This window comes from Curtobacterium sp. MCBD17_026, assembly GCF_003234895.2.
GTDB lineage: Bacteria > Actinomycetota > Actinomycetes > Actinomycetales > Microbacteriaceae > Curtobacterium > Curtobacterium flaccumfaciens.
The window spans coordinates 1,677,780-1,693,642 of record NZ_CP126281.1 but is presented as its reverse complement, the minus strand read 5'-3'; the positions used below and the strand labels follow the sequence as shown (position 1 = coordinate 1,693,642).

Sequence of the window (15,863 nt, the reverse complement as noted above, 5' to 3'; positions counted from 1 at the left end):
AACTGTCGGCTGCGGCCCTCCCGGACGACAGTTCCTGACCCCTCGGCAGCGCACACGCGACGTGTCGCGACCACTCGGCGGCGGGAGGCACGGGACGGCCCCGCCACGGCCCTCCCGTCCGCCGCCACGCAAGGTCACGACACCCCGATCACCTCCGGCACCGACGCGACGGCCGGTGCGCCGAGGTCAGGCCAGGCGGATGCCGAGCAGCGCGTCGATCAGGTCGAGGAGCTCCGGCGTGCACGCCGTGCCACCCGCGATCGCCGTGTCGACCGCCGCGACGGCGCCCGGGGTGTCCAGGTCGTCGGAGACCCGCGCGCGGATGCGCGCCGCGACGTCCGCTGCGTCGTCGGCGTGCCCGGCTGTGGCTCCGGAGGCCCAGGCGTCCCAGCCGGCGAGCCGGGTCTGGGCGCTGGTCAGCTCGGTGTCGAACCACTCCCAGTCGTCGGAGTACTTGTGCGACAGCAGCGCGAGCCGGATGGCGCGGGGGTCGGCGCCGTCGTCGAGCAGCCCGCGCACGGTGACGAGGTTGCCGAGCGACTTCGAGATCTTCGTCCCCTGGTAGGCGATCATCCCGGTGTGCACGAACGCGTTGGCGAGGGGCTGGTGCGCGAGGGCCGCAGCGTGCCCGGCGCTCATCTCGTGGTGCGGGAAGACGAGGTCGCTCCCGCCGCCCTGCACGCTGATCGGCAGCCCGAGGCGGTCACCGGCGATGACGCTGCACTCGATGTGCCAGCCGGGGCGACCGGGGCCGATCTCGGTGTCCCAGGCCGGCTCACCGTCACGCGCGGCGCGCCACAGCAGCGGGTCGAGCGGATCACGCTTGCCCGGACGTTCCGGGTCGCCGCCGCGTTCGGCAGCGAGGGCGAGCATCGTCTCGCGGTCCAGGCCGCTCTCGTCACCGAGGGTCCACGCGTCGGTGGGGCGGTTCACGTCGAAGTACAGGTCGTCGCCCTCGGCGCCGTCGGTCGGGACCTCGTACGCGTAGCCGGACTCCTGCAGGAACGAGACCGCCTCGGCGACGCGCTCGACCTCGTCGGTGACGGCCACGAAGTCGTCCGGCGGCAGGATCCGCAGCGACTCCATGTCGCGGCGGAACAGGTCGACCTGCTCGGCCGCCAGGGCGCGCCAGTCGACGCCGTCGCGGGCGGCACGCTCGAGCAACGGGTCGTCCACGTCGGTGACGTTCTGCGCGTACTCGACGTCGAGGCCCGCGTCACGCCAGGCCCGGCCGAGCGTGTCGAACGCCAGGTAGGTCGCCGCATGGCCGAGGTGCGTGGCGTCGTACGGCGTGATGCCGCAGACGTACAGCGCAGCGCGGTCCTCGTCGCGGGCGGGGTCCACCGGCTTGCCCGTTGCGGTGTCGTGGACGACCGGTCGGGGCGCGGCGCCGGGGACGTCGGGGACGGATGGGGCCTGCCAGGCCCTCACGGCTGGATCACTCCGAGCGACAACAACACGATGAGCACGATACCGAGTGCGATCCGGTAGACGACGAAGGGCATGAAGCTGCGCTTGCTGATGTAGTTCATGAACGCCGCGATCACGACGAACCCGACCACGAACGCGACGACGGTGGCGATGAGCGTGTCGGCGAGTCCGAACGGTGAGCCGTGGTCGCCGAGGCTCGTCGCGGCCTCGTAGAAGCCGGACAGGAACACCGCCGGGATCGCCAGCAGGAACGCGAAGCGCGCGGCCGCCGGCCGGGTGTACCCGAGGGCGAGACCCATCGACACGGTCGCGCCGGAACGGGACACACCGGGCACCAGGGCGAGCATCTGCGCCAGGCCGATGAGCAGCCCACCGCGGAACGTCATCTGCTCGATGCGTCGCTCCTTGCGGCCGACACGGTCGAGCACCCCGAGCACGACACCGAACACGATGAGGACGACCGCGACGATCCAGAGGGACCGGAACGTGGTCTCGATCGAGTCCTTGAGCAGGAGCCCGGCCACCCCGATCGGGATCGTGCCGAGGATCACCAGCCAGCCGAGGCGGACGTCGGGGTCGCCCTTCGGCACGTCACGCTTGACCACCGACCGGAACCACCGCCCGACGATCCGGGTGATGTCCTTCCAGAAGTAGATGAGCACCGCGGTCTCGGTGCCGAGCTGCGTCACCGCGGTGAAGGCCGCACCGGGGTCCTTCGCGTCGGGCAGGAAGAGCCCCACGATGCGCAGGTGCGCGCTGGAGGACACCGGCAGGAACTCGGTGAGCCCCTGGACGAAGCCGAGGAAGATCGCCTCGAGGATGTGCATCGCACGGGCCTTTCAGGGGGGAGGTCGGTCAGGGCACCGCCACGACGGCTCCCATGAACAATATCAGTACGTGGCGAGCAGGTCGCCCAGCACCCGCCGACCGAACGCCAGCGAGTCGAGCGGCACCCGCTCGTCCACGCCGTGGAACATCGCGGGGAAGTCGACACCGGCCGGCAGCTGGAGCGGCACGAACCCGTACCCCGCGATGCCGAGCGTCGAGAGCGCCTTGTTGTCGGTGCCGCCGGACAGCAGGTACGGCAGGACAGGTGCGCCCGGGTCGTGCCGGCCGAGGACGTCGCGGACGGCGTCGACCAGCGGGCCGCCGAAGTCCTGCTCGAGGCCGATGTCGCGGAACGACATGACCACCTCGACGTCGGGTCCGGCGAGCTCCCGCACCCGCTCGAGCACGGTCTCCTCGTCACCCGGCAGGCAGCGGATGTCGACCAGGGCCTCGGCGGTGTCCGGGATCACGTTGTGCTTGTAGCCGGCGGTCAGCACCGTCGGGTTCGACGTGGTGTGCAGCGCGGCGTGGATGAACCGCGACGCCGAGCCGGTGGCCAGCGCGACCTCGTCCGGGCCGGTGACCGTCGGGTCGACCCCGAGGAACCGCGCCACCTCGGCGACCATCGCGTCCGTCGTGGCCGAGAGCCGGACGGGCCACTCCTCGCTGCCGATCCGGGCGACCGCCGCCGCGAGCTTCGTGACGGCGTTGTCGCGGATCACGTGCGAGCCGTGGGCGGCGGTGCCGCGCGCGATCAGCTTCACCCACATGAGCGCCTTCTCGCCGGTCTGCAGCAGGTAGGCGCGACGGTCACCGAGCGTGATCGAGTACCCGCCGACCTCGCTGATCGCCGCCGACGCCCCCGCGAAGACCTCGGGGTGCTGGTCGACCACGTGGTGGGACCCCAGGACTCCCCCGGCCTCTTCGTCGGCGAAGTACGCGATCACCAGGTCACGCTCCGGCGCACCGTGCTGCTCGATGACGTCGGCCAGCGACGTGAGCATCATCGCGTCCATGTTCTTCATGTCGACGGCGCCGCGACCCCACAGCGATCCGTCCTTGACCACACCACCGAACGGGTCGACCGACCAGTTCGCCGGGTCGGCCGGCACGACGTCGAGGTGCCCGTGCACCACGAGCGCCGGCTTGTCACGGTTCCGGCCGGGTACCCGTGCCACGACGCTCACCCGGTCCGGCTCGGACTCGAACAACTGCGGCTCGAGACCCAGGGCGCGGAGCTTGTCCTCGACGTAGTGGGCCGCCTCGGTCTCCCCACGGGACTTCCCCTCGCCCCAGTTCGTCGTGTCGATGCGGATGAGGTCGCGGGCGATCGCCGCGGTGGCCTCGAGCTCGGGCACGGACTGCGGCTCGGAGGGCTCCGGGTTCGTCATGGCTCCACGGTATCGGTCGGCACCGACCCCGTCGCCGAGTCCCGACACGCAGGACTCGCCCGGGATGCGCGACCGTGTTCATCGCGCGTTCAGACCCGTGCTAGTGTCTTCTCTCGGCAGGAACGCCGGGTTCAACCCGGGAATCAGACACCAGACACCCTGTCCGGGTGGCGGAATTGGTAGACGCGCTAGCTTGAGGTGCTAGTGCCCGTATTAGGGCGTAGGGGTTCAAGTCCCCTCTCGGACACAGAATGCATGCCCCCCGACCTTTCGGTCGGGGGGCATTTTCTGTTGTGTCTTCTCGGCGAGTGCCGCCATCGCTGCGCTCAGGGCGTCACCGCCTCGGGCACCACTTCGCTGCGCTCAGGGCGAACCGCGCGCCACTTCGCTGCGCTCAGGGCGATCGAGGCAGGGGCAGGAGTGGCTCTGCACGCAGGCCCGTCCGGACGGGAGGCGCGGGGCGGGGCCGCCACGCGCCTCCAGTCCGGAGCGTGCACACGTCGCAGGCCGGTGCGAGGTTGTGCACTCCGTGTGACGGAACAAGGTCGCACCGAGTGGGCAACGCCGCACCAGGCTGCAAGCCCGGCGGCCTGCGCGGTCACCGCGAGCGGCGCACCCGCCGCACCACCAGCACGACGGCACCGAGCGCCGCCAGCCAACCCCAGTTCGCGACCACCGGGTCGAGCACCTGGTGCCGCCAGTCCCGCCGACTCGACCCCAGGCGCGACGCAACAGGGCGGTTCCCACGTTCCGCCGCGACGCCGGTCTCGCTGATCACCCGGTCCGGCCGACCCCTGAATGCATCGGTCACCCGGTGCGTCGCGACGTCCAGGCGGTCCCCGACGACGATCAGCATCCAGTGCGCCAGACGCCCCTCGCTGAACCGCCGGTAGGCGTACCGCCGGACGATCCCGGCGACCCCGTGCAGGGGCTGCGCGGTGCCGAACACCGGCGTCACGTGGGCGTGCTCGATCGAGCGCTCCCGGCCGTGCGCACCGTCCTGCTGCGGCGGGAGGTCCCAGTGGGCACCGGTGGCCGAACCGGCCTCGCGCGAGAGCTTCGGCACCGAGGGACGGTCCGCGAGGTCGAGGTCGCTCCCCCACCCCGGGATGCGGGCGCGGAGTTCCTCGGCCGAGGGCACCCGACGGGGCGGATCGGCGATGTACGGGGTGTGATCGGGCGCGGCGTTGTCGGGCACGGTGTGCTCCTTCACGGGACGATGACGGTCTTGATGCAGTCGTCGAGCTTCGACGAGAACAGGTGGTACCCCTCGGCGATGTGCTCGAGCGGGATGCGGTGCGTGATGATGTCGCTCGGCTTCAGGTGTCCGGCCTGGATGTGCTCGAGCAGACGGGGCCACTGCCGCTTCACGGGCGCCTGGTTCATGTGGATCGTGACGCCCTTGTTCATGGCGTCGCCGAACTTCACCAGGTTCGGGATCGGGCCGTAGGCGCCCATCGCGGACACCGTGCCGCCCTTGCGCACGCCGTCGATCGCCCAGTTCAGCGCGACCGGCGATCCGCCCTGCAGCTTGAACTTGGTGGCGGTGACCTGCTGCACGAAGCTGCCGTCGGCTTCGGCACCGACGGCATCGATCACGCTGTCCGCGCCGAGGAAGTCGGTCTGCTTCTTCATCTCGAGCACGACGTCGTCGACCTCGGCGAAGTTGATCGTCTCGGCGTGCGCGAACGTCCGAGCCTTCTCGAGGCGGTACTCGAACTGGTCGACGACGATGACCCGCCCGGCACCCATCAGCCAGGCGGACTTGGCGGCGTAGAGCCCGATCGGTCCGGCGCCGAGCACGACGACGGTGTCGCCCTCGCGGATCGACGCCAGCTGGGCGCCGAAGTACCCGGTGCCCAGGGCGTCGGTCATCATCAGGGCGTCGTCGTCGTCGAGCCATTCCGGGATCACCTGCGGACCGACGTCGGCGAACGGCACCCGGACACGCTCCGCCTGCCCGCCGTCGTAGCCGCCGGTGGTGTGCGAGTACCCGAAGATCCCGCCGACCGCCGTGGCGTTCGGGTTCACGTTGTGGCAGTTCGTGAACAGGCCGCGGGCGCAGAACCAGCAGGTCCCGCACGAGATGTGGAACGGGACCATCACGCGGTCCCCCACGCTCAGTGTCTCCACCGACGACCCGACCTGCTCGACGACGCCGATGAACTCGTGGCCGAACGTGTGTCCGACGCGGGTGTCGGGCATCATGCCGTGGTACAGGTGCAGGTCGGATCCGCAGATCGCCGCCCGCTCGACGCGGATCACCGCGTCGTTCGGATGCTCGATCCGGGGGTCCGGCTTCTCCTCGACACGGACCCGGTAGGGCCCGCGGTAGGTCATGGCGCGCATGGGCGCTCCTCTCGTTCGGCACGTCCACGCTGGCGCGGCGCACGTTGGAACGGACCCAGGTCTGCAGATGGCGGACAGGCGGTGGTCGTCCGCACAGACGGACGGGAGGCGCGGTGCCAGCTGGCACCGCGCCTCCCGTCCGATCCGTGGGGGCGTCTCGCTCTTCGACGCCTCGACGACGTTGCGGCCTGTTGCCGCGTTCGGTCTCCTAGCTCTTCGACGCCTCGACGAAGTTGCGTCGCGGGTCGGTTTCCTTGATGAGCGAGGTCGCGTCGCGACCCGACACGGCACCGGTGATCCAGCCGATGATGATGCGGGCCTTCCGGTTCAGGGTCGGCATCGCGTACACGTGGTACGCGCGGTGCGCGAGCCACGCGAACAGGTTGGTCATCTTGATGCCCTTGATGTTCGCGGCACCCTTGCCGACACCGTACGACGCGACGGTGCCGATGGAGGGGTGGCGGTACTCCTCGAGGGGCTTGCCGGTGATGGTCGCGACGATGTTGTCGGCGGCGACCACGGCCTGGCGCACGGCGTTCTGCGCGTTCGGCGGGTAGAACGCCGGCTGCTTGTCGGCGGTCAGGTCGGGCACCTGCGCGACGTCACCGAGGCCCCAGACGCCCTCGACGACCTGGTGGGTGTCCTCGGCCTCGACCTGGAGCTTCGCGTTCGCGGCGAGGTGGCCCTTCGGCCCGCGCGGCAGGTCGGAGGCGTCGAGGAGCGGGTTCGGCTTGACGCCCGCGGTCCAGACGAGCAGACCGGTGGCGAACTCGTCGCCGTCGGAGAACTTGACGACGCCGCCCTCGGCGCTCGGCATGGTGGTCTTCAGGCGGACGTCGATGCCACGGGCACGGAGCGACTCGAGCGTCCACTTGGACAGCTCCGGGCCGACCTCGGGCGCGACGCGGTCGAGGGCATCGATGAGCACCCAGCGGGGCTGCTCGCCGGCGAGCGACGGGTAGGTCTTGATGGCGGCCTGCGACACGTCGAACAGCTCACCGATCGCCTCGACGCCGGTGTAGCCACCGCCGACGAAGACGCTGGTCAGCAGACGTCGACGCTCGTCCTCGTCGCGGGTGGCAGCGGCCTTCGCGATGTTGTCGAGGAGCTTGGCGCGCACGTAGGCGGCCTCTTCGACGCTCTTGAAGCCGACGCCGTACTCCTCGAGCCCGGGGGTCGGGAAGGTGCGGGTGACGGAACCGAGGGCGACGACGAGGTGGTCGTAGCCGAGGGTGCGGTCGTCGCCGCCGGCGGTCGCGATCGAGACGGTCTTGTCGGCCGAGGAGATCGCGGTGACCTTGCCCTGGATCACCCGGGTCTTGCGCAGTGCACGGCGCAGCTCGACGGTGACGTCCTTCGGCGCGATGTGGCCACCGGCGACCTCGGGCAGGAACGGCAGGTACGTGTAGTACGTGTTCTGGTCCACCAGCGTGATGCGCATGGGCACCGTGGCCGCGTGCTTCTGGAGCTGCTTGACCGTGGTGTAGCCAGCGGAGCCGCCGCCGAGGACGAGGACGTGAGGGATCGAGTCTGCCATTCCTCCGGTCTACCGGACTTTGGCTTGGCGCGTCATGAGTTCCGCGGCCTGTCGCGGAGCCGCCACCACGCGGTCTCGGCCAGTTCGGGCCCCGTGAACACCCCGTGCGGGGTGCGGCGGGACTCGGTGAGCGAGAAGCGGCGGAGTCGGTAGCCGCCGCCGAAGCGGTCGATGATCGCCTCGGGTGACGCCTCGGGGTCGCGCTTGACGTACCAGGTGCGGTCGTCGACCGGCTCGATCACGCCGCGGTCACCGTCGTCCGCCGATGCGGGAGCGCAGGACGTCGATGCGCTTCTGGATCTGCTCGATGCTCGCCTGCGCCACGGCCGGGCCACCGCTGATCCGCCGGAGTTCGGCGTGGATCGCACCGTGCGGCTCGTTCGAGTGCCGGGACCAGATCGACACGAGCCGGGCGAGCTCGGTGCGCTGCTCCTTGATCGTCATGTACATCGGGCGATCGGGCTCGGGCGCCTTCGGCAGGCCGTCCTTGGCCGTGCGGCCCTTGGAGCGCTTGGCCTGGGTCGCCTGCCGGGCGCGGAGGAGGTCGCGCACCTGGTCGGGTTCGAGCAGCCCGGGGATGCCGATGAAGTCGAGCTCCTCGAGGGAACCGACCTCGCCGCCGGTGCCGAACTCACCGCCGTCGTAGAGGACGCGGTCGAAGGACGCCTGCGAGTCGAGCGCCTCGAACGGCTGGACCTCGAGCAGGCTCTCGGACGCGCGGTCTTCCTTGTTGGCCTCGGCGACCATCGCGTCTTCGGGGTTGTACATGCCGTCGTCGGCGTCCTTCGGGCGGTCGAGGGCGTGGTCGCGCTCGAGCTCGAGGGTGGCGGCGAGGGCCATCAGCCCGGGAACGCTCGGCAGGAAGACGCTCGCGGTCTCACCACGGCGACGGGCACGCACGAAGCGGCCGATCACCTGGGCGAAGAACAGCGGCGTGCTCGCACTCGTGGCGTACACGCCGACGCAGAGCCGTGGGACGTCGACGCCCTCGGAGACCATGCGGACGGCCACCATCCAGCGGGAGGTGTCGTCGGCGAACGCGCTGATGCGGCTTGACCCGGCGGCTTCGTCGGACAGCACCACGGTGGGACGCTCCCCCGTGATCTGCTGCAGGATCCGGGCGTAGGCGCGCGCCGTGGTGGTGTCCGTGGCGATGACCAGACCGCCGGCGTCGGGCACACCACGACGGACCTCGGTCAGGCGCTTGTCGGCAGCCGAGAGCACGGCCGGCATCCACTCGCCCTCGGGTGACAGCGCGGTGCGCCAGGCCTGGGCCGTGATGTCCTTCGTGACCTGTTCACCCAGGGAGGCCGACATCTCGTCGCCCATCCGGGTCTTCCAGCGCATCTGTCCGGCGTAGGCCATGAACAGCACCGGGCGGACGACGCCGTCCTTCAGCGCCCGGCCGTAGCCGTAGTTGTAGTCGGAGATCGAGGTACGGATGCCCTGCTCGTCGGGGGCGTACTGCACGAACGGGATCGGTGCGGTGTCGGACCGGAAGGGGGTCCCCGACAGCGAGAGCCGACGCGTGGCGCCGGAGAACGCCTCCCTGATGCCGTCGCCCCACGTCAGGGCGTCGCCACCGTGGTGGACCTCGTCGAGGACGACCAGGGTGCGGCCGCCCTCGGTGATGCGCTTGTGCACCTCGGGGTTCATGCCGACCTGGGCGTACGTGATCGCGACGCCCTGGTAGTGCCGGCCGAACATGCCGTCGCCGTTCTTGAACATCGGGTCGATCCGGATGCCCACACGGTCGGCGGAGTCGGCCCACTGGCGCTTCAGGTGCTCGGTCGGGGCCACGACGACGATGCGGTCGACGGTGCCGCGGGCGAGGAGCTCGGTCGCCAGCCGCAGCGCGAAGGTGGTCTTGCCGGCGCCGGGGGTCGCCGCCGTGAGGAAGTCGCGAGGTTCCTTCTCGAAGTACTTCGTGAGCGCTTCGATCTGCCAGGCGCGGAGCTTCGATGCCGTGCCCCAGGCGGCCCGGTCCGGGAACGCCGGCGACAGGTGCTGGACGGCCGAGTTGCCGGCCGCTTCGGCCAGGGCCGCGGCGTCGGCTTCGTCACGGGCGGCGTCACCGTGCGCCTGCGCCGTCTGGTGCGCCTGCGCCGTTTCGTGCGCCTGGGTGCCGTCGTGCGTCGACGACGATCCGCCTGCGCCGGACTGGTCGTCACCCGACTCCGCCCACAGCGTGGCGGGCTGCTGGTCTTCGTACTCCGCTGCGCTCACTGAACCCGATTCTACCGCCACCGTCAGTCCTGCCGAGCGTGCGGGACGCCGCCGTCAGGGGTCCGGCGGACCAGGGATGCCGGTCGCAGCACGCCGGCGCCGAAGCGTGCGGCGACCGCGTCGACCGTGGTCTCGGTGTCACGCCACGGCGCGTCGTCGTCCCACAGGGCGTTGCTCGCGGCCGCGGGCACGAGGTTCTCGCCACGGACCCCGATCAACCGGATCTGGTTGCCCGGTCGGTGCAGGACGTCGTACAGCTCGACGGCTTCGCGGTGCAGGCGCTTCGCGACGTCGGTGGGCTCCGCCAGGGTGCGCGACCGGGTCAGGGTGCTGAAGTCGGTGTAGCGGACCTTGAGAGCCACGGTCCGGGCCTGCACGTCGGCCTGGCGCAGGCGGACGGCGACCTTGTCGGCCAGGCGCAGGAGCTCTCGTGCGACGTCGTCGCGCTCGGTCAGGTCGCGGCCGAACGTGACCTCGTGCCCGATCGACTTCTCGCCGACGCCGGTGTCGACCACGCGGGGGTCGCGACCCCACGACAGGTCGTGCAGCCGCTGCCCACCGGCCGGGCCGAGTGCCGACACCAGCGACCCGAGCGGGGTGTTCGCCAGGTCGCCGACCGTGCGGATTCCCCGGCGTTCGAGCGTCTCCTGCGTCTTGCCGCCGACGCCCCAGAGCGCGGACACCGGCTGCGGGTGCAGGAACGCGACGGTGTCGGCGGCGGGCACCACGAGCAGACCGTCGGGCTTCGACCGGCTGGAGGCGAGCTTCGCGACGAACTTGGTCGACGCTGCACCCACAGAGCAGTGCAGGCCGGTCTCGGCGAAGACCGTGCGGCGGATCGCCTGGCCGATCTGCCACGGCGTGCCGTACAGCCGGAGGGCGCCGGCGACGTCGAGGAACGCTTCGTCGATGCCGAGGCGCTCGACCCTCGGGGTGAACCGGTCGAAGATCGCCATCACCGCGGCGGACTGCGCCCGGTACTTCTCGAAGTGCGGTTCGACGATGACGGCGTTCGGGCAGCGGCGCTTGGCGACGGCCATCGGCATCGCCGAGTTCACGCCGTAGCGACGGGCTTCGTAGGTGGCGGCGGTGACGACGGAGCGGTCGGAGTCGTGCCCGACGATGACCGGCAGGCCCACGAGGTCGGGGCGGTCGAGCAGTTCGACGGAGGCGAAGAAGGCGTCCATGTCGACGTGCAGCACGGTCGCCGAGACGTCGTCCACCGGTGCGTCGGAGACGAGGCGGTTCCGTCCGTCCTGCTTGCTCACACCGAGATGATGCCAGGCGCCGCCGACATCGCCGCGCCCGTGGCCGGTCGCGATCGGACGGTGCGAGGGTCCGGACGTGGTGCGAGGGGGCGCGGGTGCCACCACGTGCGGAACCTCGCACCGGAGTGCCCCGGAGCGCAGTGCCTCGCACCGTGCGAGCGCCGCGCTCAGCTGAGCGGGCCGAGCACCGACGCGGCGATCGTCCGCGCCGCGGAGTCCCGCGACGACGGGTGGTACTGCCCCGCCCGGACGTCACGCGCCAGCCGCGCCAGCTCGCTCGACGACCGGAACGCCGAGCCGCCGACCACGCGCATGGCCTCGTCCACAACGTGCTGCGCGGTGTCCACCGCGCGCGCCTTCGTGCCGACGAGCAGCGGGAACCAGCGGGCTCCGAGGTCGTCGAGCTCGTCGACCGACCGCGCCAGCGAGTCGACCTGCAGCGTGATCGCGTCGACCGCACCGCGCAGGTCGGCGATCGCCCGGCGCACGTCGGGGTCCTGCGACCGCGGGGTGCCGTCGGCCGCGGTGCGACCCGCCACGGCGGCCGTCGCGAGCGCGATCGCCCGCTCCGCGACCCCGGCGTACACCGAGGCGATGAGGAGCTCGAACGACGCGAAGATCCCGAACACGAGCGGGTCCTGGTTCGGCCCGACCGGCAGCGACCGGACCATGCGGTCGGCGGGGACGTGCACGCCGTGCAGCTTCGTGGTGCGGCTCTGCGTCGCACGCATCCCGAGCGTGTCCCAGTCGTCCAGGTGCTCGACGTCGCCGTCCGACCGCAGGACGAACCCGTGCACGAGCCGTGGCTCCGGCCCCGAAGTGTCCTTGCCGAAGACGCTCATGACGTCCCACGCCGGTGCGAGGGACGTGAACACCTTCGTGCCGGTGAACCGGTACCCGCCGTCGCCGTCCGGCTCGGCCGCCGTCGACGAGTCGAACAGCACGGCGTCGTTGCCGGGTTCGCTCACCCCGAAGGCGAGCAGGTGGTCGTCCGCAGCGTGGTCGGTGACGGCCTGGAGGAACGACTCGCCTCGCGCACGCACGGCGCGGGCCGCCTGCACCCACACCTGGTGCATGCCGAGGCCGAGTGCCGTCGCCGGCGCGGCCTGGGCGAGGGCGCGCTGCACCCGCGCGGTGCCACGGAGGCCGAGGCCCGCCCCGCCCTGCTCGACGGGGACGCCGATCCGCAGGTAACCGGCGGCGCGGAGCTCGTCGAGGTCCTCGGTGCAGAACGCGTTCGCGGCGTCGTAGCCGGGGGCGCGCTCGGCGATGCGGTCGAGCAGCTCGTCCGGCACCGGCCAGCCGACGGCGTCCGTGTTGGCCTTCGTCATGCCACGAGACTAGGGTCCGGAACGTGTCAGATCGTCATCCTTGGACCAGGTACGTCGCAATCGGTGACTCGTTCACCGAGGGGATCGGGGACCCCGACCCCACCGTCCCGGGCGGCAACCGTGGCTGGGCGGACCGCGTCGCCGAGGTGCTCGCACACCAGACCGACGACTTCGCCTACGCGAACCTCGCGATCCGCGGGCGGCTGCTGCAGCAGATCATCGACGAGCAGGCCGAGGCCGCCCTCGCCCTGCACCCGGACCTCATCACGGTGTCCGCCGGCGGCAACGACATCATCCGCCCCGGCTCGGACCCGGACGAGCTCGCCGAGCGCGTGGACCGGCTCGTCGCCGACCTGCGCCGCGACGGAGCCACCGTCGTGCTGTTCACCGGCCCGGACGTCGGGATGACCCCGGTGCTCGGCATGGTCCGCGGCAAGACGGCGATCTACAACGAGAACCTGCACGCCATCGCCCTGAAGCACGGCGCCCTGGTGGCGAACACGTGGGCACTCCGGGTGCTCCGGGACCCGCGGATGTGGGCTCCGGACCGCCTGCACCACTCCCCGATGGGCCACTCGACGATCGCCGCGGCGGTGCTCGACACCCTCGGCGTGCCGCACGGGCTCGAACCGTTCAACCCGGACCCCCTCGAAGCTCGGCCGTGGCGTGAGGCCCGCGCCGAGGACCTCGGCTGGGCCAGGGAGTACCTGGTGCCGTGGGTGGTCCGGCGCATCAAGCACACCTCGTCCGGCGACGGGGTGTCGGCGAAGCGACCCGAACTGCGGATCGTCACCGAGCACCCCTCCGACACCCCGTAGGCGCGGAGCCGCGGGCCCTCAGCCGGCGGGGCGCCGCAGCGTGAGCGGTCCGTCGTGCAGCGGCTCGGTCTGCCAGCTCGTCGTCGTCGATCCCGTGGTGGGGTCGACCCGGACGTGCGCGAGGTGCGGGGTCTCGACGAACCGCACGTCGACACGGACCGTCCCGTCGTCCGCGACGGCACCGCTCGCGGCGAGTGGGCCCTCGACGGCCCACTCCCCCTGCCCGACCGGCACCGACAGCGAACCGCCGTCGACGTCGAGCGTGAGTCGCCACCCGTCGCCGTCGCGGGCCAGCGGACCGACGTCGGCGAGGCCCTGCAGCGCACCACCGTCCACGGCGGGCAGTCCCAGGGCGGCGAGCCGGGCCTCCAGGGCGGATGCCGATGCCGCGTCGGACGCGCGGTCGACGGCGGGCAGCAGGTGCTGCCAGACCGCGTCGAGGACGGCCTGCATGTCGAGGCTCTGGCCGGTCATCGCGAGCACGACGTCCTGCTCCGGCAGGACGACGCAGAACTGACCGTAGGCGCCGTCGCCGCGGAATCCGTGGCGGGCCATCCAGAACTGGAAGCCGTAGCCCTGCGACCAGTCGGGGTTGGCTTCGTCCGGGTTGGCGACCTGCGTGCTGGTCGCCTGCTCGACCCAGTCGGCGTCGAGGATCCGCTCGCCGTCCCAGACGCCGCCCTGCAGGTACAGCTGGCCGAGCTTGGCGACCGCGTCCGTCGGGGCGTAGCACCCGCTGTACCCGAGCTCCGCCCCGGTGTCGTCGCGGCGCCAGGCGAGGTCGCCGATGCCGAGCGGGTCGAGCAGGTGCGGGCGGAGCCAGGCGACGAGGGAACCACCGGTCACCCGCCGGACGATCTCGGCGAGGGTGTACGTGCACGGCTGGTTGTAGGCGAAGACCGTGCCGGGCTCCTCGTCCGGCGGGAGCAGCAGGAACCCGCGCACCGTGTTCGTCGGGTCGAGGGCCTCGGCACGGTCGATCGTCTCCTCGCGGTGACCGCTCGCCATCGCGAGCAGGTGCCGGACGCGGATGCGGCGGCTGCGTTCGTCGGTGACGTCGGCGTCGAGCTCCGGGAAGTACGACAGCACCGTGGCGTCGAGGTCGATCAGGCCCGCCCTCACGGCGATGCCGACCCCGGCCGCGGTGAAGCTCTTGCTCAACGAGTAGAGCAGGTGCACGCGATCGGCGGCGTAGGGCTGCCACCAGCCCTCGGCCGCCACCTGGCCGTGCCGGAGCAACATGATGCTGTGCGGCTCGACGTCGGGCGTGGACTCGAGGGCGTCGAGCAGGGCGGTCACGCCGCCGGGATCGATGCCGAGGGCGGCGGGGGTGGTCCGGGGGAACGTCGTCATCGTCGTCACCCGACCGACTCTACGGTCGGTGGCCGACGGGCGTCACGCCCCCTGGAACGGGTTCGTCCAGCGCCACCAGACGCCGGGGTCGTCGATCGTGCGCTCGAGCACGAGCGGCACCGTGACCGGGTCGTGGTCGGAGATCCGGAACCGGACCTGCCCGACCCGCTCGCCCTTCGTGCCGAAGGTCACCTGCTGCAGCTTCGCCTTCGCGGTGACGGTCGTCTTGCCCCACACGAGCACCTCGGCCGCCTTCGTCGTGACCGCGTCGGCCTCGTCGTGCCACGGGGTCGAGAAGGTGCCGAACGTCTGCCCCTGGTGGGTGAGCGTCACCACCTGGAAGTTGTCCGCCACGGACCGCAGCAACCGCTGAACGTCGACGTCGAGCGAGTCGTGGTCGACACCGCCGAGCATCACGCCGACGACGGTGACGTCCTTGCCGCCGCGCTCGTACGTCGCCGCGAACAGCAGACAGGCGCCGGCTTCGTCGAGGGTGCCGGTCTTGATCCCCTCGATGCCGTCGAGGCCGAGGAGCTTGTTCGAGTTCTCGATCTGCCCCGCACCGGGCACGGTCACCTGCTTCGTCCCGACGACCTGCTGCACGACCGGATTCGCGAGCGCGAGCTGACCGAGCGCCACCAGGTCGGTCGCGGTGGACCGGTTGTCCGCGTCGAGCCCGGTCGGCTCCTCGATCGTGGTGTCGTCGAGGCCCTGCCGGTCGAGCCACGCGTCCGCGGCACGGTCGTACGCCTCCAGCGACCCGAACGCCCAGATGGCGAGGGCCCCGGCGTAGTTGTTCGCCGACTTCATCAGCATGACCTGCAGGGTCTGGTACTCGGACAGCTTCAGTCCGGGTGGCATCGGCGCGACCTCGCCGTTCACCGCCGCGTACTTGGCGTACAGCCCCTGCATCTCCGGGTTGAAGGCGATCGAGGGCCCCGGCTCGCCCCGCTCGAGGGGCTTCGCGTCGAGGACCACGAGAGCGGTGACGATCTTCGAGATGCTCGCGATCGGCCGGGGCTTCGTGTCGCCGCTGGTCCGCAGGCTCTCCGGGAAGTCGGTCGCCTCGACCGCCGTGGCACCGTAGCCGGGGAACCGCAGGTCCGGCACGCTCGTCGTGGGTGCCGAGTAGGTGGTCGTGCGCGCGCTCGCCGGGGCGAACGGCACGACCGCCGCAGCGACGAGGTAGCCGGCCACGAGGAGCAGGACGGCGACCACCGAGATCGTGACCGGCCTCCGGACGGCGGAGCGGGGGCGACGGACGACTGGTGACACGGGACCCGAGCGTACCGGTCCGCTCCGAGGCCGAGGCTGCGACGGGCTGGTCGGGC

Annotated in this window: 13 protein-coding genes and 1 tRNA gene; 2 read left to right on the top strand and 12 right to left on the bottom strand. The window is 71.5% G+C overall.

The annotated features are described in order from the left end of the window. Window positions 1-186: 186 nt before the first annotated feature. From mshC to DEI85_RS07920, 3 genes are all read right to left on the bottom strand, one after another. A complete protein-coding gene (gene mshC, locus DEI85_RS07930; protein ID WP_111122967.1) occupies window positions 187-1,431 on the bottom strand; it encodes a cysteine--1-D-myo-inosityl 2-amino-2-deoxy-alpha-D-glucopyranoside ligase in 1,245 nt (414 codons plus the stop codon). Beyond that, on the bottom strand, window positions 1,428-2,258 hold the full coding sequence (locus DEI85_RS07925; RefSeq protein WP_110862780.1) for an undecaprenyl-diphosphate phosphatase: 831 nt from the start codon (window positions 2,256-2,258) through the stop codon (window positions 1,428-1,430). The genes mshC and DEI85_RS07925 overlap by 4 nt, the downstream gene beginning before the upstream one ends. A 63-nt stretch (window positions 2,259-2,321) precedes the next feature. Then, window positions 2,322-3,650 (bottom strand): M20/M25/M40 family metallo-hydrolase, encoded by a 1,329-nt coding sequence (locus DEI85_RS07920; protein WP_110862779.1) that lies wholly within the window; start codon window positions 3,648-3,650, stop codon window positions 2,322-2,324. 161 nt (window positions 3,651-3,811) lie between these two features. Here DEI85_RS07920 and DEI85_RS07915 point away from each other — a divergent pair. Continuing rightward, window positions 3,812-3,897: transfer RNA gene (locus DEI85_RS07915), tRNA-Leu, on the top strand. Window positions 3,898-4,248: 351 nt separating this feature from the next. On the opposite strand, the gene DEI85_RS07910 is transcribed toward DEI85_RS07915, so the two are convergent. The 7 genes from DEI85_RS07910 to DEI85_RS07880 form a co-directional block, all read right to left on the bottom strand. After that, complete coding sequence (locus DEI85_RS07910; protein ID WP_258376238.1) at window positions 4,249-4,848, bottom strand: hypothetical protein; 600 nt, start codon at window positions 4,846-4,848, stop codon at window positions 4,249-4,251. Between the two features lie 11 nt (window positions 4,849-4,859). Beyond that, the gene (locus tag DEI85_RS07905) at window positions 4,860-5,999 is read right to left on the bottom strand and encodes a zinc-dependent alcohol dehydrogenase (protein WP_110862778.1); all 1,140 of its coding nucleotides are present in this window, start codon (window positions 5,997-5,999) and stop codon (window positions 4,860-4,862) included. 208 nt (window positions 6,000-6,207) lie between these two features. Continuing rightward, complete coding sequence (locus tag DEI85_RS07900; RefSeq protein ID WP_110891624.1) at window positions 6,208-7,536, bottom strand: NAD(P)/FAD-dependent oxidoreductase; 1,329 nt, start codon at window positions 7,534-7,536, stop codon at window positions 6,208-6,210. A gap of 32 nt (window positions 7,537-7,568) precedes the next feature. Continuing rightward, a complete protein-coding gene (locus DEI85_RS07895; RefSeq protein WP_017887301.1) occupies window positions 7,569-7,778 on the bottom strand; it encodes a hypothetical protein in 210 nt (69 codons plus the stop codon). Between the two features lie 7 nt (window positions 7,779-7,785). After that, on the bottom strand, window positions 7,786-9,576 hold the full coding sequence (locus tag DEI85_RS07890) for a DEAD/DEAH box helicase (RefSeq protein ID WP_110862791.1): 1,791 nt from the start codon (window positions 9,574-9,576) through the stop codon (window positions 7,786-7,788). A gap of 209 nt (window positions 9,577-9,785) precedes the next feature. Then, window positions 9,786-11,030 (bottom strand): DNA polymerase IV, encoded by a 1,245-nt coding sequence (gene dinB, locus DEI85_RS07885; RefSeq protein ID WP_111091512.1) that lies wholly within the window; start codon window positions 11,028-11,030, stop codon window positions 9,786-9,788. A gap of 167 nt (window positions 11,031-11,197) precedes the next feature. Continuing rightward, window positions 11,198-12,361, bottom strand: coding sequence for an acyl-CoA dehydrogenase family protein (locus tag DEI85_RS07880; protein ID WP_110862775.1), 1,164 nt, complete (start codon window positions 12,359-12,361; stop codon window positions 11,198-11,200). A gap of 23 nt (window positions 12,362-12,384) precedes the next feature. Between DEI85_RS07880 and DEI85_RS07875 the strand changes: the two genes are divergently transcribed. Continuing rightward, complete coding sequence (locus tag DEI85_RS07875; protein ID WP_110862774.1) at window positions 12,385-13,179, top strand: SGNH/GDSL hydrolase family protein; 795 nt, start codon at window positions 12,385-12,387, stop codon at window positions 13,177-13,179. An 18-nt stretch (window positions 13,180-13,197) separates the two neighbouring features. Here the strand turns inward: DEI85_RS07875 and DEI85_RS07870 are convergent, their stop codons facing one another. Then, complete coding sequence (locus DEI85_RS07870) at window positions 13,198-14,532, bottom strand: serine hydrolase domain-containing protein (RefSeq protein ID WP_181420192.1); 1,335 nt, start codon at window positions 14,530-14,532, stop codon at window positions 13,198-13,200. Window positions 14,533-14,574: 42 nt separating this feature from the next. Next, window positions 14,575-15,807, bottom strand: coding sequence for a D-alanyl-D-alanine carboxypeptidase family protein (locus DEI85_RS07865; RefSeq protein WP_181420191.1), 1,233 nt, complete (start codon window positions 15,805-15,807; stop codon window positions 14,575-14,577). Window positions 15,808-15,863 lie beyond the last annotated feature (56 nt).

Excerpts from the sequence above, each read along its gene's own strand:
- DEI85_RS07925 (WP_110862780.1), bottom strand. The coding sequence starts at position 2,258 with ATGCACATCCTCGAGGCGATCTTCCTCGGCTTCGTCCAGGGGCTCACC.
- DEI85_RS07880 (WP_110862775.1), bottom strand. The coding sequence starts at position 12,361 with ATGACGAAGGCCAACACGGACGCCGTCGGCTGGCCGGTGCCGGACGAG.
- DEI85_RS07900 (WP_110891624.1), bottom strand. The coding sequence starts at position 7,536 with ATGGCAGACTCGATCCCTCACGTCCTCGTCCTCGGCGGCGGCTCCGCT.
- DEI85_RS07920 (WP_110862779.1), bottom strand. The coding sequence starts at position 3,650 with ATGACGAACCCGGAGCCCTCCGAGCCGCAGTCCGTGCCCGAGCTCGAG.
- DEI85_RS07870 (WP_181420192.1), bottom strand. The coding sequence starts at position 14,532 with ATGACGACGTTCCCCCGGACCACCCCCGCCGCCCTCGGCATCGATCCC.
- DEI85_RS07905 (WP_110862778.1), bottom strand. The coding sequence starts at position 5,999 with ATGCGCGCCATGACCTACCGCGGGCCCTACCGGGTCCGTGTCGAGGAG.